Source organism: Sphingomonas sp. LaA6.9 (assembly GCF_022601895.1).
In the GTDB taxonomy this organism is placed as follows: Bacteria; Pseudomonadota; Alphaproteobacteria; order Sphingomonadales; family Sphingomonadaceae; genus Sphingobium_A.
Genome location: NZ_JAKVIO010000006.1, coordinates 1 through 18,145 on the forward strand (window position 1 = coordinate 1; position 18,145 = coordinate 18,145).

Below are 18,145 nucleotides of genomic sequence, written 5' to 3' on the forward strand. Positions count from 1 at the left end.
CGCTACAGCGCATATGGGTAGCGCGCGGCCGGTCAGCTTCGCTCCCACCGAGCTACACCATCATCAGGGACACGACCCAGGCCTGGTGAAGGCATGCGGTGAATGTCAGGCTTTGGGCGATCAAATTTCAAACGGGAAGATCCAACATTGCAGGCAGGGGCGGAGTTTCAGCCCCTTCTTCTCCCTCCCTGAAAGGGAACGGCGAAGTTAGATCTGCTGCTGCTGCTCGGATGCCCGCCCTCGGCAGTTCCGCTGTCCCGCATGCGGGCTTGCTGTCACTGTGGCCATCAATCACAGGCTCTTTGCATCGAGGATAGCGGTGCCGTGCCGTGATCGACGTTTACGATCACTGTGGGCTAACTGATTGAACGGATTGTCTTCGCGCGGCTGACCTACTGACCTTAGCCGCGCATTGCCCAAAGGCCGTGCGTCATGCCTTGCGAAAGAAGCGCTCGGCGATCTCGGTGGCGATACGCGCCGGCTTCAGCGTCTTGGCGTCGATGCAGCACCAGCTCGATTTCACCTCGGCCAGCACCTCTTCGCCGCGCTTGATCAGCGTTTCGTAGAAGGCGCGCGCGCCTTGCACCTTTTCGAGGATGACGGTGGCGATCACCTCGTCGTCGAGGAAGGCGGGCTTGCGATAGGTGATCTCGTGCTTGAGCGCGACCCACAGGTGTTTCGCCACCGCATCGGGCGGCGCCAGCGAGCGCCAGTGGTCGAGCACGGCTTCCTGCACCCAGTTCAGATAGTTGGCGTTGTTCACATGCCCCATGAAGTCGATATCGCCGGGAACGATTTCGATCGGATGGTCATGGGGAATCGCTACGGTCATGCGCTTACATTACTGTAAATAGTCGTGAAAGGCGAGGAGAAGCTTCACTTCATCAGGTCGAGCAGTGCCGGGACCGGCACAAAGGCGAAGGCGACTGAACTGTCGGCCACACCATAGGGCATGAAGATCAGGTCGCCATGCTTCATCGCGCCGCAGGTATAGACGACATTGGGCACATAGCCCTCGCGGTCCTGGTCGACGGCGGCAAGGACGGGCTCGGGCGTGCGCGCGAGCACCTTGGAAGGATCCTTCTTGTCGAGCAGTGCGGCGCCGATCGAATATTTGCGCATCGCGCCGACGCCGTGGGTGAGCAACAGCCAGCCCTCATCGAGCTCGATCGGCGGGCCGCAATTGCCCATCTGGACAAGCTCCCAGGGATAGACGGGCTCGAGCAGCTTCTCGCCTTCCTCCCAATGATCGATCGAGTCGGATTTCAGCAGGAAGATATTTTCGCCGTCCTGCCGGCCGATCATCATATAGCTGCCGTCGATCATCCGGGGGAACAGCGCCATGCCCTTGTTGCGCGCCGCAGCCCCCTTGATGGGCACGAGATCGAAGCAGTGAAAATCGCGCGTGCGCATCAGCTCGGACTGGATCTCGCGCCCCGAATAGGCGGTGTAGGTGCCGATCCATTCCACCGACCCGTCCTGATGCGTGAACTGGACGAGGCGCAGGTCCTCGAGCCCGTTGCGCTGCGCGGGGGTGATCGGGAAGATCACCGTGCCGGACAGGGTGCTGTCGGCGTGGCGATAGACCGTGACCGGACCCTCGGGCACGCGGTCCTCTGGCTCGTCGAGCGCGTCGGCGGCGGTCGCGAAAGGCGGCTCGGGCGCCAGCGTCAGCTGGCCTTTCTCGGTGATGATCCCCTCGCGAAACACGACCGTTGAGATATGCCCTTCTCCCACCGCGCGCAGCGACATGATGATGCGCTGCGACCCCTTGGGCATGCCCGTCTGGTCATGGTGCGCGACCACGCTGGGATTCATCAGCGCAGCGGCGGCATAGCTGTATTCATGGCAGAAATAGGCGCCGATAAGCTGGCGCTTGTCATCGCCGATATCGCCCAGATCGCGACCGAACTGTGCCTCGATTTCCTCATAGCGCGTCATGAACACGCGGCGCGTCTGCCAGTGGCGCTCCTCGAAATCCTTGAGCACGGCCTCGAGCTGCGCGCGCGCGACCTTGGTGTCCATTTCGAGCACTTCCTCGATCAGCCGTTGCGAGCGGCTGCGGGTCGCGCCATTGGCCTGCCAGGCGAGGTGAAAGGGGCGGACCACCACGCGCGAGGGGTCGGCGTAAAGCCGCAGGTGGTGATTGTAGACGCTGAGCATCGACTTCCCAGGCTCCACCAGCGCTCCCCCGCTGCGCGCCTGAAAATTCAAGCGACGGCATCCAGCCGTTTTGGCACGGCTGTGGCGGCCTTGGAAAGCCGGGAAATTGCGCAGGACGCAAGTTGCAGCGCGAGGATCGATTCTGCGCCCTGGTTGCGGTTGAGCCCCGTGGGCATCAGCCCGTCGAAGCAGCCGCCATCGGCCCGCGTGGCCAGCGGCATGTCGAGGTCGTTCTCGCCGAGGAACCAGCGATAGGCGCGCTGCGCCTCGTCAACCCAGCGGACATCCCCCGATGCGGCAAACGCCGCCTCGCAGGCGTCGATCGTCGCCTGCGCCTCGAGCGGCTGCTGGTCGAAGGGCATGGGGGGCTGGAATTCGCGTCCGAAGCTGTCGGTCCCTACCGCGCGAAAATGGCCTTCGGGCGCGATCTGTTGCGCGACGATCCATTCGAGCGTCTGCAGCCCGCATGCGCGATAGTCCTCGCGCCCAAGCGCCACCCCTGCGCGCAGCAGCGCCTCGGGCAAGCGCGCATTGTCATAGGCGAGCACCGTTTCGAACCACGGCCAGTCGGGCCGCCGCGATTCCGCAAGAAGCGACAATAGCTGATCGCCGAAGCTCTCGAGGATCTCGCGCGCTGCGCCATGGCCGTGCCGCGCCTCGATCACCGCGGCGGCGCCGAGCATCGCAAAGGCCTGCGCGCGAGGCGCTTCGAGCGCGAGCGCGTGATAGGCGGTACGATCGAACAGATTGGCTGCCCAGTCGGCGTGCTTCTGGATGGGCGCATGGCGCGATGTGACACCCAGCGACCACAGCGCTCGCCCGTGGCTGTCCTCGGATCCGAAATCCTCGCACCAACTCCGGTCGAAGCGCATGAAGTTCCGGAAGCGGCCGTGGTCGGGGTTCCAGCTATGCTGGACGAAGGCCGCATAGACCGTCATCCACTGGTCGCGCAGGCTTTCCTCCACATCCTCCATCCGGCTCAGCAGGATGAGCGCACGTGCATTGTCGTCGACGCAATAGCCGTGATGCCTGTCGGGCACAGAATAGATGCCGTGCTGGTACATGCCCGTCGAATCGCTCATGCGCAGAACCGCGGAGAGGTCTGGGGCGAGTGCTGTCGCGCCAGCGCTGGCCTTGCCCAGACGGCGCGGGCTGCGCCTTTCCATCTCGCCCAATATCACGGCTGCCTGTTCGGCTACGCGCGCCCAGGTCATCGTGCGGCCACGGGCATAGGCGCGCGCGGCAAGGGCGGTGCGCCCGGCGTCGTCGGCAAGCAATGCGCTGATCGCGTCACCCATTTGCGCGCTGTCCGAAAAATCGACCAGCACCCCATGCCGCTGATCCAGTATCTCCGTCGCATGGATATAGGGCGTCGATACGACGGGCTTGCCCACACCTACGGCATAGGACAGCGTGCCCGATGTGATCTGGTCGCGCTTCAGATAGGGGGTCACATAAACGTCGGCCGCCTGGAGATAGTCGAGCAGTTCATCGGTTCCCACGAAGGCGTCGATAAAGCGGAGATGCGCGCTCACGCCCAGCGTCTCGGCCAGCGCGATCAGGCGCTCGCGATAGGCTTCGCCCTCGCGTCGCGCCAGATTGGGATGCGTGGCGCCCAGCACGACATAGAGCGCCTGCGGATGCGCCGCCACGATGCGCGGCATCGCTTCGATCGCCACCTCGATCCCCTTGTCGGGCGCGAGCAGGCCGAAGGTCAGGATGACGTCGCGCCCCTCAAAACCGAAGCGCGGCTTGAGCGTCTCGGGGGCGACCAGCGCGCGGTCGGGAACGCCGTGAGGGATCACCTCGATCTGTGCATCGCTGACGCCATAGACGCGGCGCAATATCTCGCGGCCCGTTTCTGCCATGACGATCAGCCTGGAAGCGCGGCGCGCCAGCGCCTCCAGCACGCGACGCTCGTCCGCGCCAGGCTTTTCGAGCACGGTGTGCAGCGTCACGAGGACGGGCAGGTTGACCCGGTCGAGCAGGCTCAGGATGAACTCGCCGGCGGAGCCTCCGAAAATGCCATATTCGTGCTGAAGCCAGACCGCCCGTGCGCCGCTGTCGGCGATCGTCCGAGCGGCTGCACGGTAGGCGGCCGCATCGTGCTGGTCGATGGTGGAGACATGCTCGGGATAGATGATCCCCGTGCCGTCATCCATCGCATAGAGGTCAACGCGCATCGCGGGGAAGCGCGCGCGCAGCGCATCATATGTGTCGCTGGTAAAGGTCGCGATACCGCAGCGCCGCGGCAAAGCATTGCCGATCAGCGCGATGTGCGCCGGTGCTTCGATGGAAAACGCTTCACGGGAAGTCGTCTCGTCCATGGTCACCCTTTCGCTGGTGCAACAAATATGTTGGCGTCAAAACCCTGCGCTACAGAACGACTCCGAAGGGGGATGGTTGCTCATATTGTGCAATGCAACAAGGAGATTCCGCAGGCCGTTGGAATCATGCGGCCAAGCGCTGCTAGTCATCATGCTCAGGGGGTCTTGACCGTTGTCGGGGGGCCTCGGCTATCAGACGCCGGGAGCTTTGGGGGAGGGCAAGAATGTTGAATTCGGTTGCGTTGCTGTTTTTAGTCGTGTCGGCGCTTGCTCTACCCGCAGCATCTGTTGTTCGCGCGCCGACCGACGCGATTTCGGCGAGCGATATGCTGGTCAGTGCGCGCGTGGCCGCAGCCGAGGGGCGTGAAGACGAGGCGGTGCGGCTCTATCGCACACTGGCCGAGCACGATGATGCCGAGGCGATGTTCCTTCTGGGACAGGCGCTTCGGTCAGCGGATGGTGCCGCTCGCGATTTCGCCGAGGCGCGGAGATGGTTGCAGCGCAGCGCGGCGCAGAATCATGCAGGCGCGATCGTCGAACTCGGCTTGATGCTGGAACTGGGCCAGGGTGTTGAAGCGAATCCCGTCGAAGCGACCGATGCCTATCGCCGTGGCGCCGATCTTGGCGACGCGCGCGGAGCGTATTTCCTTGGCGTGAACTATCGGGACGGAATCGGGGCTGTGGCGGATGCGGCTGCCGCGGCTCGCTGGTTCCGGGTTGCGGCGGGAAGGGGGAGTTCCAGCGCGATGCAGGCGCTCGGCATCGCCTACGACACCGGCGCAGGAGTCAAACGAGACGATGGAGAAGCGCTGAGCTGGTTCCGAAAGGGGGCGGCGCTTGGCGACAGCTATTCGGAGCGTAGCGTCGGGATCATGTATCGCGACGGCCGCGGCGTGAAACGGGATCCGGTCGAGGCACTGCGCTGGTTCCGCAAGTCTGCGGATCAGGGCAATACTTGGGCGCTCAACGATGTAGGCATCGCCTATGCGGACGGGCAGGGCGTCGCCGAGGACGACGTCGAAGCAGCGCGCTGGTATCGCAAGGCTGCCGATGCCGGAAACGAAGTGGCGATGTATAATCTGGCACGGGCCTATGCGACGGGCGCCGGCGTTTCGAAGGATAACGCGGAAGCGTTGCGGCTTTATCGCAAGTCGGCCGACCTTGGCGACGGGGACGCGATGGTTCAGGTCGGCTATGCGTATGAGACCGCGGCAGACGTCAAGGAGGATTTCGCCGAGGCTGCGCGCTGGTATCGCAAGGCAGCGGACGCAGGCAATGCCACTGGGCTTTACAATCTCGCCAACCTCCATCGAAATGGCAAAGGCGTGAAGCAGGACTATACAGAGGCGCTTCGTCTGTACCGTCTGGCGAGCGAAAATGGCGATGTCGACGCGCTGCACTGGATCGGAATCATGTTTCAGGACGGCCTCGGTGTGCCGGCCGATCCCAAGGAAGCGGTGCGTTGGTACCAGAAGGGCGCGGACAAGGACGAGCCCTGGGCGGCCGCCAACCTTGCCCTGATGTACCTGAACGGAAATGGCGTTGCGAAGGATCTGCCGCGGGCTTTGCAATTGCTGCACAAGGCGGCTGAGGGAGACGTGCCCTTTGCATGGTCGACCCTTGGCAACCTCTATTACGACGGCGATGGCGTGACGCAGGACAAGACGAAGAGCGCCGGATATTACGCCAGGGCGGCGGAACTGGGGGATGCCGATGGCCAGCACGGCTATGCTTTCGCCTTGCTCAATGGCGAAGGGGTCGCGGTGGATGCGAAGGCCGCCATCGGCTGGCTGAGGAAGGCGGTCGATCAGGACGACAGCGAGGCCATGGTCCTGCTCGGTGCTTGCCATGAGGAAGGCAAGGGCGTTGCTGTCGACGCTCGCGAAGCGAACCGACTGTATCTGCAGGCTGCCGAACTCGGCAACGCACTCGCGATGCGCTATCTGGGCATCAATTATCGCGACGGTATCGGCGCCGATGCCGACGAGAAGCAGGCCGAGGCATGGTTCCGCAAGGCTATGGACGCCGATGACAAGGAAGCGCCCACCTTGCTGTTCAACATGCTCAACGGCGGTAATTATCCCCTGCCGCGATAGCCCGGCACACCCTGCTCGGGGAGCCACAGCCCGGCAGGCGGTTCGCCCGATTGCCAGAACACGTCGATCGGGATGCCGCCGCGCGGATACCAGTAGCCGCCGATGCGCAGCCATTTGGGTTGCATTTCGGCGAACAGCCGCTCGCCGATCCCCACGGTGCAATCCTCGTGAAAGGCGCGGTGGTTACGGAATGCGCCGAGAAACAGCTTCAGCGACTTGGATTCGACGATGGTCGCCTCGGGCGCATAGTCGATCACCAGATGCGCGAAATCGGGCTGGCCGGTGACCGGGCAAAGCGAGGTGAATTCGGGCGCGGTAAAGCGGACGAGATAAGGTCGTCCCGTGCGCGGATTGGGGACATAATCGAGCACCGCCTCTTCGGGCGAGTTGGGGAGCGTCGAGGTCTGGCCGAGATGGGTTGTCTGCATAACTGGCCATTTAGGGGATGCCCGCGCGGATAACCACCCTTTCGGTATTTTCGACCAACGACACTTGCCGCCGCGGCGCGCGAGCAATAGCAGGTCGATCAGATACTATATTCAAAGGGGCGCGGCGTGCTGAAATCGTTTGGAAAACTCATGGCTTGCGTGGGTGCTGTCGCGCTTGCCGCGAGCACGCCGGCATTCGCGCAGGACAAGGAAAAGGACAAGCCCGCTGCCGAAGCGCCAAAAGACGAGGCGATCCCAGCCCCCAGGCGATCGGTGACCAGACATAGCGGCCGCTTTGGCGGACAGGCAATCAGCTACACCGCCACCGCGAGCGAGACCTACCTCAAGGCCGATGACGGCACCCCGCGCGCGTCGATCTTCTCGATATCCTATGTGAAGGATGGCAAGGATCCCAACCGGCCAGTCACCTTTCTGTTCAACGGCGGACCGGGCTCGGGCTCGGTCTGGCTCCACATGGGTGCCTTCGGCCCCAAGCGCGTTGCCATCCCCTCGGACGCGCGCGATGACGGCGCGCCGCCCTATCCGATCGTCGACAATCCCGACAGCCTGCTCGACGTCACCGACATCGTCTTCATCGACCCCGTCGGCACGGGTTTCAGCCATGCGCTCGGCAAGACCGATCCCAAGGACTTCTACGGCGTCACCAAGGATGCCGAATCGATCGCGCAGTTCATCCGGTTGTGGCTGAACGAGAATGGCCGCTGGAACGCACCAAAATATCTGGGCGGCGAAAGCTATGGCACGACGCGCTCGGCCGCAGTGCTCGACCAGCTCGAGGGGGCGTATAACGATGTCGGCCTGAACGGCGTCATCCTGATCTCGACGGTGCTCGATTTCGCGGCGGGTGCGGACACGCCGGGCAACGAGATGTCCTACATCCTCAACGTGCCCTCGATGGCCGCGACAGCGCTCTACCATGGCAAGGCGCAGTCGGCGGGCGGGGTCGAGCAGTTCGTCGAGGAAGCGCGCCGATGGGCAATCGGGCCCTATGCCGCCGCCTTGCTCCAGGGCAATGCCCTGGCGGGTGAAGAGCGTGCGCAGGTACGCCGCGATCTAGCGCGTTTCACGGGGCTGTCGGAGACCTTTCTCGAACAGGCCGATCTGCGCGTATTGCCGTCGCGATTCTACAAGGAGCTGCTGCGCGATCGCGGTCTTACCGTCGGCCGGCTCGACAGCCGCTACACCGGCAAGGATTATGACAATGCGGGTGAGGAACCCGACAATGACCCCAGCTTCTACGGGATCGACGCCGGCTATACCGCGGCGATCAACGCGCACGCACGAGAGACGCTGAAGTTCGATACCGATCGCCGCTATGTCACCATCGGCAGCGTCGGCCCTTGGGACTGGCGCCTCGGCAATGGCCGTGACAGCGACGTCTATCTCAATGTCGCGCCGTATATCGGCAAGGGTCTGCGCGAGAATGCCGGGCTGCGCGTTTTCGTGGGGCAGGGCTATTACGACTTCGCCACGCCCTTCTTCGCCGCTGAATATGCGCTCAGCCGGACGGGAATGCCCAAGGACCGGATCGAGTATCGCTACTATGGATCGGGCCATATGATGTACGTCCGCGATGAGGATCGCGCGAAGCTGAGCCAGGATATCCGGGCGTTCATCCGCGCGCGCTGAACCGGCTTGATCCCGTCCGTCATGGCGGTTTCGAACGACCGGTAATCGCGCCGTCTCGACGGAGGAACCAGCGCGCACTAAGCATAGGAGGAATCAGGAAGAGGAGAGCGTTTCATGGACGTGCTGGTTTCGACCGAATGGCTCGCTGGGGAACTGGGTGCATCGGACCTGCGTGTGGTGGACGCGACCTATCTGCTTCCGGGGGACGGCCGCGACGCGGCGGCGGAATATGAAGCCGCGCATATCCCGGGCGCGGTCTACATGGACCTTGAAAACCTGGTCGACGGCACGAGCGATCTTCCCAACATGCTGCCGACACCCGAGAAATTCGCGAGCCGCATGCAGTCGCTGGGGTTGGGCGACGGCAGCAGGATCGTTCTCTATGACGATTCGCCCTATCGCACCGCAGCACGTGGCTGGTGGATGCTCCGCCTGTTCGGCGCGCATGATGTCGCGATCCTCGATGGCGGCCTCGCCAAATGGAAGGCCGAGGGACGCGAGCTGGCATCGGGCAAGGAACCCCATCGGCACCGTCACTATACGGTGTGGAAGGACGACGCGACGCTGCGCACGCTCGACCAGATGAAGGCCAATGTCGACAGCGGCGCCGAACAGGTGCTCGATGCGCGCAGCGCCGCGCGCTTCACGGGCGAGGAGGCGGATCCGCGTCCCAAGACGCATGCCGGCCACATTCCGGGGTCGAAGAACCTTCCTTACGGCAATCTCTTCAACGCCGACGGCACCTGGAAGCAGGGCGACGCGCTGAAACAGGCGTTCGCGAGCGCTGGTATCGATCTCGGCCAGCCGATCGTCACGACGTGCGGGTCGGGCATCACGGCTGCGGTACTCCTGTTCGGAGCGCAGCTCGCCGGTGCCAGCAAGGTCGCGCTTTATGACGGTTCGTGGAGCGAATGGGGTTCGGATCCCTCGACAAAGAAGGCGATGGGCGCGGCATGAGCAAAGGGGACGGGGGCGGACGCGGCGACGCGACGCGGCTCGTCCAGGCCGGACGGCGCCAGGAATGGGCGGGCGCGGTGGTCAACCCGCCCGTCTGGCGCGCGTCGACGATCCTGTACGGCAGCGTCGCCGAAATGCGTGGACGCCAGCACGATACGCATCATCAGTTCTATTACGGCCGGCGGGGAACGCCGACACAGTGGTCGCTCGCCGAAGCGCTGACCGAAATGGAGCCGGGGGCGGCGGGAACCCTGCTCTATTCCTCGGGCGTGGCGGCGGTGACGACGGCGCTGCTCTCGGTTCTCAGGCCCGGCGATGAACTGCTCATGGTGGACAGCGCCTATGAGCCGACGCGTGCCTTTTGCGAAGGGCTGCTGCGCCGCATCGGCGTCGTGACCCGCTATTACGACCCGCTGATCGGTGCCGGCATCGAAGCGCTGATTACCGATCAGACCGCGGCGATCTTCATGGAAAGTCCCGGCAGCCTGACCTTCGAGGTGCAGGACGTGCCCGCGATCACCGCGATCGCGCGCGCACGCGGTATCGTGACGCTGCTCGACAACACCTGGGCGACACCACTCTTCTTCCGCGCGATCGAAAAGGGCGTCGACCTCACCATCCTCGCCTGTACCAAATATGTCGTTGGCCATTCGGACGTGATGCTCGGCTCCGTCACCGCCAATGCCGAACATTGGCAGTCGTTGCGCAAGACCAGCTATTCGCTTGGCCAGTGCGCATCGCCCGACGATGCCTGGCTGGCAGCGCGCGGGTTGCGGACGCTCGACGTGCGCCTGTCGCGGCATCAGAGCAACGCACTTGCCGTCGCGCAGTGGCTGGACGAACAGCCCGAGGTGGCGCGCGTGCTCCATCCCGCACTGGAGAACTGCCCCGGTCACGCCATCTGGAAGCGTGATTTCAGCGGTGCCTCCGGACTGTTCTCGTTCGTGCTCAACGGCGGTGATGATGCGGCGCGTACCGCACTTGTCGACGATCTCGAATTGTTCGGCATCGGCTTCAGCTGGGGCGGATATGAAAGTCTCGTCATACCGGCCGATCCGCATCGCAGCGCGGTGGCATGGAGTGCGCCGGGGCCGCTGGTTCGCCTCCAGATCGGGCTCGAGAATCCGGGCGACCTGATTGCCGATCTTGCGGCAGGGCTCGGAAGCTTCCGCGAGGCGCGGGGATGAGCGAGCGCCAGCATGGCATAATGTTCGTGCTGCGCTGGCTTGCCCTGATCTCGGTTCTGATCGCGTTGTTCGTGCTGCTGTCGGGGCAGGTGCCCGGCTCGGCGCCGACACTCGCGTTCATGGATCGTTTCGGTTTCGAAGCGGCGCGCTACAGGCTCTCGCTGCTGAGTGTGTCGCGGCTGGTCGTTACCGTCGCCGCGCTGTTCGTGGCGGTTCGTATCGTCAACGGACTGGTCCATCGCTATGTGAGGCGCGTCGACGGGCTCGACCCAACCCAGAAGCTTCTGACCGAGAAGCTCGTCGGCATTGGCGTGATCGCGGTCGCCTTTTTCATGGGCATCGACGCACTCGGCATAGACCTGACCGCGCTCACCGTATTTTCAGGCGCCTTCGGCCTCGCGGTCGGCTTCGGCTTGCAGAAGACCTTCGGCAATCTCTTCGCCGGTCTGATCCTGCTGATGGATCGCTCGATCAAGCCGGGCGATGTGATCGTCGTCGGCGATCGCTTCGGCTGGGTCAACAGAATCGGCACGCGCGCGGTCTCCGTGGTGACGCGCGACGGCAAGGAGCATCTGATTCCCAACGAGAATCTGATGACGCAGGAGGTGGAGAACTGGTCCTATTCGGATCGTAACGTGCGGCTCCATATCCCGGTCAGGGTCTCCTACGACTCCGATCAGGATCGGGCGCGCGAACTCATGCTGGAGGCGGTGCGCGCCGCGCCGCGCGTGCTCGACGATCCGGCGACGGTCGTCTGGATCGTCAACTTCGGCGATTCGGGTATCGAATATGACATCCGCATGTGGATCAGCGATCCCGAGAACGGCGTCGGCAATGTTACATCCGATGTGCTGACACGTATCTGGAAGCTTTTCTGCGAAAACGATATCCGCATACCCTTCCCCCAGCGCGATCTTCATATCCGCGACTGGCCGACGGAAAATTCCGCTTAGGCGAGAATCTTTTCCATCGCGCGAATCGACTTTTCCATTTCGCGCGCCAGATGCGCCGCCGCGGCAGTGGCGCCTGCACCCTGTTTGCGACCCGCGATCAGCGCGGTCAGGCCAGCTGCCGCATAAGCAGCGGTTTCGCCCGCTACCGCGTCGAAGCGGCGCTGCACGAGCGGCGGGGCCGAATCATAGCGCGTGTCGAATGCAACATCTGCGGTTGCGAACGGTGTTGGAAGGCACGCGCCTGCGAGTTCGTTGACCAACGCCTGGATCGCGCGCAGCTCGGTCAGCTGCTGCGCGGGCGTTGGCTTGCCTTCGGGCACGATCGGCGTGGAAATCTCGCTCACGCGACCATTATCGCCGCTTTTGGCTAATGAATCGTTGAAGGCACGACTGTTGCGTTGCGGCAACAGCGCTGCCCTATCCTGCGGCGCATCGCACAATATTCTTGTGCAGCGCAGCGTGATTCGGCATTTGTGTTGCGTTCGTTGCAATTCGCCCCGGCCCTTCAGGGCAAGAGAGGCAGAGAGCGACGACGCAGGCGGGACGACGCATCGAATAGAAAGGAATATCATGCGCACGTCCATCACCGGCCTCACGGCCCTGGCTTTGGCCATGCTCGCAACGCCCGCGCTCGCTCAGGACGAGGCAGCGGCTCCCGAGGAAACGAGCAGCATCACCATCTCCGGTGGTGCGACGGTAGTCACCGACTATCGCTTCCGCGGCATTTCGCAGACCGACAAGAATTTCGCGCTGCAGGGCACGATCAGTCTTTCGCACGAGTCGGGTTTCTATGCGACGGTCTGGGGTTCCACCATCGATGACTATGTCGCCGCCGGTGGTGATCAGGAACTCGACCTGATCCTCGGCTGGAAGAAGACCTTCGGTGGCACCACGGTCGATCTCGGTGTGCTCTATTACTACTATCCCGGCGCCGAAGAGATCGTGCCCGGCTATGACAGCGACTTTGTCGAGCCCTATGTGGCGGTCTCGCACACCTTCGGGCCGGTCACCGGCAAGCTGACCGCGGCCTATGCGCCCAGCCAGAGCGCGCTTTCGGTCGGCAATGGCAGCGAAGACAATTTCTATCTCGCGGGCGACCTTTCGGGCGGGATCCCGGGCACGCCGCTCAGCCTGTCGGCGCATGTCGGCCACTCGTTCGGCCCCAGCTATCTGACGATCGGCGACGAATATACCGACTGGAGCCTGGGCGCGACCTACACCTGGAAGAACCTGTCCTTCGGCGTCTCCTATGTCGACACCGACAAGGCGCTGTTCAACCCGATCTCGGGCAAGAACGTGTCCAAGGCGGGCGTCGTCGGTTCGATCGGCGTGGCCTTCTGAACCGCTGAACCGCACACGAAAAAGGGGGCCGCGGCCCCCTTTTTTATTGGTGCTCGGGGCGCCCGCTTATTGCGGGGTCGAAGCGCGCGCGTCCTGACCGTCGCCCTCGGGCGCGGCAACGATGTCGCGCGTGACCGAACCCTTGTCGACGACATTGGTGTCGGGATCGCCCACGCCCGAGCGGATGCCCGCATCGGCGCGGTTGCCGCCTGCCTGCGTGATCACGCCGGTTTCGCTCGTGCTGCGCGGCGCGGGGCCGCCGAACATCGCCTGAAGCGCCTGCGTAGCCGAATCGGTTTCCTGCGGGCGCGGGGCGCCGGGCTTGGGCGGCACCAGCGCGAAATCGGGGGGGATCACCAGCGGCGCCTTGCGCGCGGTGGCGAATTCGTCGGGGCGGTCGCGATTGGTGATGCCGCCCGAGGCACAGGCCGAAAGCGTCAGCGCGGCCAGGCCCAGACTTCCAAAAATCACCGTCTTACGCATCCACAGTCTCCGTAGCGTCTTTAGTGTCGCCCGCACCGCCGCCCGCGAAGAGCGCCCGGATCAGCAGGACGATAACGCCGATGGTAATAGCAGCATCGGCGACATTGAATACCAAAAAGGGGCGAAAATCCCCGAAATGCAGGTCGGCAAAATCAACGACATGGCCGAACCTGACACGATCCACGATATTGCCCAGCGCGCCGCCCAGCACGAGGCCGAGCGCCAGCACGTCCCAGCGGCATTTCTCGCGCCACATCCAGATGACGACGCCAAGGCTGATCGCCAGCGTCAGCGCGACGAGGCCCCAGCGCATCGCCTCGCTGTCGGCGCGCAGAAAGCCCATGGAAACGCCGTAATTCTCCACCCAGGTCAGGTTGAAGATCGGCAAGATCTCGATCTGCCCGAGGGTTTTCAGGTCCAGCGGGACGGTGACGACATATTTCGCGATCTGGTCGATCGCGAAGACGCACGCGGCAAGGATCAGGCCGAGACGGCGATGGGTGTGGAGGGCTTCAATCATGGAGGGAGGTTTGATCTCTCTTAGCTTCACTTAGCTTCACAATTTTCTCACAAACGCGCATCGACGACGCTCTCGCAGCGCCCGCACAGATCGCCATCCTCCGCCACGTCGGGAAGGTGACGCCAGCAACGGCCGCACTTGGCTTCGTCGGTGCGCGTGACGACCACGCTCGCCTCGCTGCCGTTGACTGCTTTGGCGACGATGCAGATTTCGGCGAAATCCCCGGCATCGAGCCCGGCGAGATCGGGTGCCGCAATCTCGGCCTCGAGGCTTGAGCGGATGACCTTGTCGCGGCGGAAGGGCTCGATAGCCTCGGTAACGCGCTCGCGCGCGGCGCGCACGCCCTGCCACTTCGTCCCCAGCGCATCATCCCGCCACCCCGCATCGACCTCAGGCCATTCAAGCATATGCACCGATTGGTCTTCGGTAGGAAAGCGGCTTTGCCACACTTCCTCGGCGGTGAAGGGGATGATCGGCGCGGCATAGCGCACCAGCGCGTGGAACAGCGTGTCGAGCACGGTGCGATAGGCGCGGCGCTTCGTGTCCGTGGGCGCATCGCAATAGAGGCAGTCCTTGCGGATATCGAAGAAGAAGGCCGAGAGGTCTTCGTTCGCGAAATCGGTCAGCGCACGGATATAGCGGTTGAACTCGAAGCCGTCGGTCGCTTCCCTGAGGTCCGCATCGAACTGCGCGAGCAGATGGAGCACATAACGCTCCAGCTCGGGCATCTCGCTGACGGGCAGCTTCTCGGCCTCGGTGAAGCCGTCCAATGCACCGAGCAGGTAGCGGAAGGTGTTCCTGAGCTTGCGATACTGGTCCGAGGTGCCCGACAGGATTTCCTTGCCGATGCGGACGTCCTCGAAATAATCGACCGAGGCGACCCACATGCGCAGGATGTCGGCACCGCTTTCGCCGATGATCTTCAGGGGATCGACGACATTACCGAGCGACTTGGACATCTTGCGGCCATTGCCGTCGAGCGCGAAGCCGTGCGTCAGCACCGCGTCATAGGGGGCGCGGCCGCGCGTGCCCGAGCTTTCGAGCAGTGACGACTGGAACCAGCCGCGATGCTGGTCCGAACCCTCGATATAGAGGTTGGCGCGGACACCTTCCCCGTAACGTTGTTCGATCACGAAGGCGTGGGTCGAGCCTGAATCGAACCAGACGTCGAGGATGTCGGTGACGACCTCATAGTCTTCGAGCTTGTAATCGGGCCCGAGCAGTGCCTGATGATCGGTCGCGTACCAGGCATCGGCGCCGCCTTTGGTGACCGCGTCGATGATGCGGGCGTTGACCGCGTCGTCGCGAAGATATTCGCCCGACTGGCGGTGGACATAGAGCGCGATCGGCACGCCCCAGGCGCGCTGGCGGCTGATCACCCAGTCGGGGCGTCCTTCGACCATCGCATGGATGCGGTTGCGCGACTTTTCGGGCACCCAGCGGGTGCGCTCGATCGCATCGAGCGCGAGCTGACGCAGGCTCGGGCCGTTGCCCGAAGCATGGCCGCGCGTGTCGCCCTCAAGCCCGGCTTCCACCACGGGCAGCGGCTCGCGACCCCCGATCGCACGGTCCATCGGGATGAACCATTGCGGGGTGCAGCGGAAGATGATCTTCGCCTTGGAGCGCCACGAGTGCGGATAGCTGTGGTTGAAGTCGGCAGATGCCGCGAGCAGCGCACCCGCTTCGCGCAGATCCTCGCAGATCGGGCCGTCGGGGGCGTTGAACTTGTTGTTGATGACCGAGCCCTGACCACCGAGCCACAGCCAGTCGTCACGATATTTGCCGTCATCTGTGACCGCGAAGACGGGGTCGATGCCATTGGCCTTGCACAGCAGGAAGTCGTCCTCGCCATGGTCGGGCGACATGTGGACAAGGCCCGTGCCCGCATCGGTGGTGACGAAATCGCCGGGCAGGAAGGGGCGGGGCTTCGCAAAGAAGCCGCCAAGCTTGTGCATCGGGTGGCGGGCCTTGGACTGCGCCAGCGTCTCAGGTGAAACTATCCCAAGCGAACTAAGCTCAAGATTCGCACGCTTGGCAAAGGCGTCCGCCAGCGCTGCTGACAGCAGGTATCGGCGGCCGTCGCTGCCTTGATAGACGGTGTACTGCCCGTCCGGCGCCTGGCATTCGAGCGACGGGCTGAATGCCAGCGCCTGATTGACCGGAATCGTCCAGGGAGTGGTGGTCCAGATGACTGCCAATGCGCCAACAAGCGCCTCGACCGGGCTCTCGACGATCTCGAACCCGACGTCGATCTGGGTCGAGGTGATGTCCTCATATTCGACCTCGGCCTCGGCGAGCGCGGTCTTTTCGACGGGGGACCACATCACGGGCTTGGCGCCGCGATAGAGCTGGCCGCTCTCCGCGAACTTGAGCAGTTCGCCGACGATCGCGGCCTCGGCCTCGAACTTCATGGTGAGGTACGGATCTTCCCAGTCGCCCATCACGCCCAGCCGCTCGAACTGCGCGCGCTGCACCGCGACCCATTTCTCGGCATAGACGCGGCATTCGGCGCGGAACTCGGCGGGCGGAACCTCGTCCTTGTTCTGCTTCTTCTTGCGGTACTCTTCCTCGATCTTCCATTCGATCGGAAGGCCGTGGCAGTCCCAGCCCGGGATATAGGGCGCGTCCTTGCCGAGCAGGGTCTGGCTGCGGACGATGATGTCCTTCAGCACCTTGTTCATCGCATGACCCATATGGATGTCGCCATTGGCGTAGGGCGGCCCGTCATGCAGGATGAAGCGCTCGCGACCCGCGCGCTGTTCGCGCAGCCGGTCGTAAATCCCGATCTTCGCCCAGCGCTCAAGGATGGCGGGCTCCTTCTGGGCCAGCCCGGCCTTCATGGGGAAATCGGTCTTCGGCAGGAAGACGGTGTCGCGATAATCGGGTTTTTCGGTCATAGGTGGAGCGCTGCTTAGAGGATGATGAGCGAAGTTTGAAGCGCAATCCTCCCCCTTGGGGGAGGGGGGCCATGCGGAGCATGGTGGAGGGGGTGCCCGGGCTTCAAACCAGCCCCTCCGTCGCGCTGCGCGCGCCACCTCCCCCAAGGGGGAGGATTTATTGGGACAGAACCCTTTTGGCCTCTTCGCAGTCTCTGGCGATCTGCGCCTTGAGCGCATCGAGTCCGTCGAACTTCATCTCGTCGCGCAGGAAATGGATCAGCTCGACCTCGATCGTCTGCCCATAGAGATCGCCCGAAAAGTCGAAAAAATGCGGTTCGAGCAGTTCCTTGGGCGGATCGAAGCTTGGCCGGATGCCGAGATTGGCGGCGCCATCGAGGATGCGGCCGTCGGGCAGCCGCCCGCGCACCGCATAGATGCCGTAGCGCGGGCGCAGATAATGGCCGAGTTCGATATTGGCGGTGGGAAAGCCGATCTCGCGGCCCAGCTTGTCACCATGCTGGACCACGCCTTCGATCGCGAAGGGGCGGGTGAGCAGCTGTGTTGCGCTCTCGCAGTCGCCCGCCTGCAGCGCGTCGCGGATGCGGCTTGAGGAGATGACCTCGCCCTCCGCGGCGACGGGCCCCACGGCTTCGGTGAGGAAACCGGATTCCCGGCCGAGTTCGGCAAGCACGGCGACGTTGCCGCCGCGCCCCTTGCCAAAGGTGAAATCCTCACCGGTGACCACGCCTTTTGCACCGATAAGCTCGACGAGCCGCTCTGCCACGAATTGCCCGGCGGTGAGCGACGCCAGTTCGGCGCCAAATTCGAAGACGAGCATCGCATCGGCGCCCGCTTCGCCGAAGAGGCGCTGCCGCTGGTCGAGCGTGGTGAGGCGAAAGGGCGCGGCGTCGGGCTTGAAATGGCGAACGGGATGCGGATCGAAGGTGGCGACGAGCGCGGGCCCGCCGATCTGCCGCGCAAGCGCGACCGCACGGCCGACCACCGCCTGGTGCCCCGCATGAAAGCCGTCGAAATTGCCCAGCGCGATCACGCCGCCCCGCAGATGATCCGGGACGCGGACGCTGCCCGAAAGCCGCTCCATGAGCCGGGCTATAGGGTGGGGCGGGGCGAGGGGCAATCGCCTTCCTCCCCTCCCTCAAG

The 18,145-nt window shown here is 63.9% G+C and carries 15 protein-coding genes; 6 read left to right on the plus strand and 9 right to left on the minus strand.

What is annotated here, in order from left to right:
- Positions 1-430 precede the first annotated feature (430 nt).
- Genes MKI88_RS04635 through MKI88_RS04645 form a run of 3 tightly spaced genes read right to left on the minus strand, consistent with a single transcriptional unit; the run spans position 431 to position 4,490 of the window.
- On the minus strand, positions 431-832 hold the full coding sequence (locus tag MKI88_RS04635) for a thioesterase family protein (RefSeq protein ID WP_241629794.1): 402 nt from the start codon (positions 830-832) through the stop codon (positions 431-433).
- Between the two features lie 44 nt (positions 833-876).
- Positions 877-2,163: a glycoside hydrolase family 130 protein gene (locus MKI88_RS04640; RefSeq protein WP_241629905.1), complete on the minus strand. Its 1,287-nt coding sequence runs from the start codon at positions 2,161-2,163 to the stop codon at positions 877-879.
- Positions 2,164-2,210: 47 nt separating this feature from the next.
- Positions 2,211-4,490 (minus strand): glycosyltransferase family 4 protein, encoded by a 2,280-nt coding sequence (locus tag MKI88_RS04645; RefSeq protein ID WP_241629795.1) that lies wholly within the window; start codon positions 4,488-4,490, stop codon positions 2,211-2,213.
- A 224-nt stretch (positions 4,491-4,714) separates the two neighbouring features.
- Between MKI88_RS04645 and MKI88_RS04650 the strand changes: the two genes are divergently transcribed.
- A complete protein-coding gene (locus tag MKI88_RS04650) occupies positions 4,715-6,586 on the plus strand; it encodes a tetratricopeptide repeat protein (RefSeq protein ID WP_241629796.1) in 1,872 nt (623 codons plus the stop codon).
- Here the strand turns inward: MKI88_RS04650 and queF are convergent.
- Positions 6,568-7,014, minus strand: coding sequence for a preQ(1) synthase (queF, locus tag MKI88_RS04655; protein ID WP_241629797.1), 447 nt, complete (start codon positions 7,012-7,014; stop codon positions 6,568-6,570). The two genes, MKI88_RS04650 and queF, sit on opposite strands and share 19 nt — an antisense overlap.
- 150 nt (positions 7,015-7,164) lie before the next feature.
- Here queF and MKI88_RS04660 point away from each other — a divergent pair, with 150 nt between their 5' ends.
- The 4 genes from MKI88_RS04660 (at position 7,165) to MKI88_RS04675 (ending at position 11,761) form a co-directional block, all read left to right on the plus strand.
- Positions 7,165-8,664: a S10 family peptidase gene (locus MKI88_RS04660; protein WP_241629906.1), complete on the plus strand. Its 1,500-nt coding sequence runs from the start codon at positions 7,165-7,167 to the stop codon at positions 8,662-8,664.
- A 114-nt stretch (positions 8,665-8,778) separates the two neighbouring features.
- Positions 8,779-9,621, plus strand: a complete 843-nt coding sequence (gene sseA / locus MKI88_RS04665; protein ID WP_241629798.1) for a 3-mercaptopyruvate sulfurtransferase — start codon at positions 8,779-8,781, stop codon at positions 9,619-9,621.
- Positions 9,618-10,808, plus strand: coding sequence for a cystathionine beta-lyase (gene metC / locus MKI88_RS04670; protein ID WP_241629799.1), 1,191 nt, complete (start codon positions 9,618-9,620; stop codon positions 10,806-10,808). Before sseA ends, metC begins: the two co-directional genes overlap by 4 nt.
- Positions 10,805-11,761 carry a mechanosensitive ion channel domain-containing protein gene (locus MKI88_RS04675; RefSeq protein WP_348636235.1) on the plus strand — a complete coding sequence of 319 codons (957 nt, stop codon included), beginning with the start codon at positions 10,805-10,807 and terminating at the stop codon, positions 11,759-11,761. Before metC ends, MKI88_RS04675 begins: the two co-directional genes overlap by 4 nt.
- On the opposite strand, the gene MKI88_RS04680 is transcribed toward MKI88_RS04675, so the two are convergent.
- On the minus strand, positions 11,758-12,105 hold the full coding sequence (locus MKI88_RS04680) for a hypothetical protein (protein WP_241629800.1): 348 nt from the start codon (positions 12,103-12,105) through the stop codon (positions 11,758-11,760). The two genes, MKI88_RS04675 and MKI88_RS04680, sit on opposite strands and share 4 nt — an antisense overlap.
- Positions 12,106-12,331: 226 nt before the next feature.
- Here MKI88_RS04680 and MKI88_RS04685 point away from each other — a divergent pair, with 226 nt between their 5' ends.
- Positions 12,332-13,102 (plus strand): TorF family putative porin, encoded by a 771-nt coding sequence (locus MKI88_RS04685; RefSeq protein WP_241629801.1) that lies wholly within the window; start codon positions 12,332-12,334, stop codon positions 13,100-13,102.
- A gap of 66 nt (positions 13,103-13,168) precedes the next feature.
- On the opposite strand, the gene MKI88_RS04690 is transcribed toward MKI88_RS04685, so the two are convergent.
- From MKI88_RS04690 to MKI88_RS04705, 4 genes are all read right to left on the minus strand, one after another.
- A complete protein-coding gene (locus tag MKI88_RS04690; protein ID WP_241629802.1) occupies positions 13,169-13,585 on the minus strand; it encodes a DUF3035 domain-containing protein in 417 nt (138 codons plus the stop codon).
- Positions 13,578-14,105: a signal peptidase II gene (gene lspA / locus MKI88_RS04695; protein ID WP_241629803.1), complete on the minus strand. Its 528-nt coding sequence runs from the start codon at positions 14,103-14,105 to the stop codon at positions 13,578-13,580. Before lspA ends, MKI88_RS04690 begins: the two co-directional genes overlap by 8 nt.
- A gap of 47 nt (positions 14,106-14,152) precedes the next feature.
- A complete protein-coding gene (gene ileS / locus MKI88_RS04700; protein ID WP_241629804.1) occupies positions 14,153-17,002 on the minus strand; it encodes an isoleucine--tRNA ligase in 2,850 nt (949 codons plus the stop codon).
- Between the two features lie 157 nt (positions 17,003-17,159).
- A complete protein-coding gene (locus MKI88_RS04705; protein ID WP_241629805.1) occupies positions 17,160-18,086 on the minus strand; it encodes a bifunctional riboflavin kinase/FAD synthetase in 927 nt (308 codons plus the stop codon).
- Between the last annotated feature and the right edge of the window lie 59 nt (positions 18,087-18,145).

Bases quoted from the DNA above. Each gene is read 5' to 3' on its own strand.
- MKI88_RS04650 (WP_241629796.1), top strand. From the start codon at position 4,715: ATGTTGAATTCGGTTGCGTTGCTGTTTTTAGTCGTGTCGGCGCTTGCT.
- sseA (WP_241629798.1), top strand. From the start codon at position 8,779: ATGGACGTGCTGGTTTCGACCGAATGGCTCGCTGGGGAACTGGGTGCA.
- MKI88_RS04660 (WP_241629906.1), top strand. From the start codon at position 7,165: ATGGCTTGCGTGGGTGCTGTCGCGCTTGCCGCGAGCACGCCGGCATTC.
- MKI88_RS04645 (WP_241629795.1), bottom strand. From the start codon at position 4,490: ATGGACGAGACGACTTCCCGTGAAGCGTTTTCCATCGAAGCACCGGCG.
- MKI88_RS04685 (WP_241629801.1), top strand. From the start codon at position 12,332: ATGCGCACGTCCATCACCGGCCTCACGGCCCTGGCTTTGGCCATGCTC.
- MKI88_RS04640 (WP_241629905.1), bottom strand. From the start codon at position 2,163: ATGCTCAGCGTCTACAATCACCACCTGCGGCTTTACGCCGACCCCTCG.
- MKI88_RS04690 (WP_241629802.1), bottom strand. From the start codon at position 13,585: ATGCGTAAGACGGTGATTTTTGGAAGTCTGGGCCTGGCCGCGCTGACG.
- lspA (WP_241629803.1), bottom strand. From the start codon at position 14,105: ATGATTGAAGCCCTCCACACCCATCGCCGTCTCGGCCTGATCCTTGCC.
- MKI88_RS04705 (WP_241629805.1), bottom strand. From the start codon at position 18,086: ATGGAGCGGCTTTCGGGCAGCGTCCGCGTCCCGGATCATCTGCGGGGC.
- queF (WP_241629797.1), bottom strand. From the start codon at position 7,014: ATGCAGACAACCCATCTCGGCCAGACCTCGACGCTCCCCAACTCGCCC.
- MKI88_RS04675 (WP_348636235.1), top strand. From the start codon at position 10,805: ATGAGCGAGCGCCAGCATGGCATAATGTTCGTGCTGCGCTGGCTTGCC.
- metC (WP_241629799.1), top strand. From the start codon at position 9,618: ATGAGCAAAGGGGACGGGGGCGGACGCGGCGACGCGACGCGGCTCGTC.
- MKI88_RS04635 (WP_241629794.1), bottom strand. From the start codon at position 832: ATGACCGTAGCGATTCCCCATGACCATCCGATCGAAATCGTTCCCGGC.
- ileS (WP_241629804.1), bottom strand. From the start codon at position 17,002: ATGACCGAAAAACCCGATTATCGCGACACCGTCTTCCTGCCGAAGACC.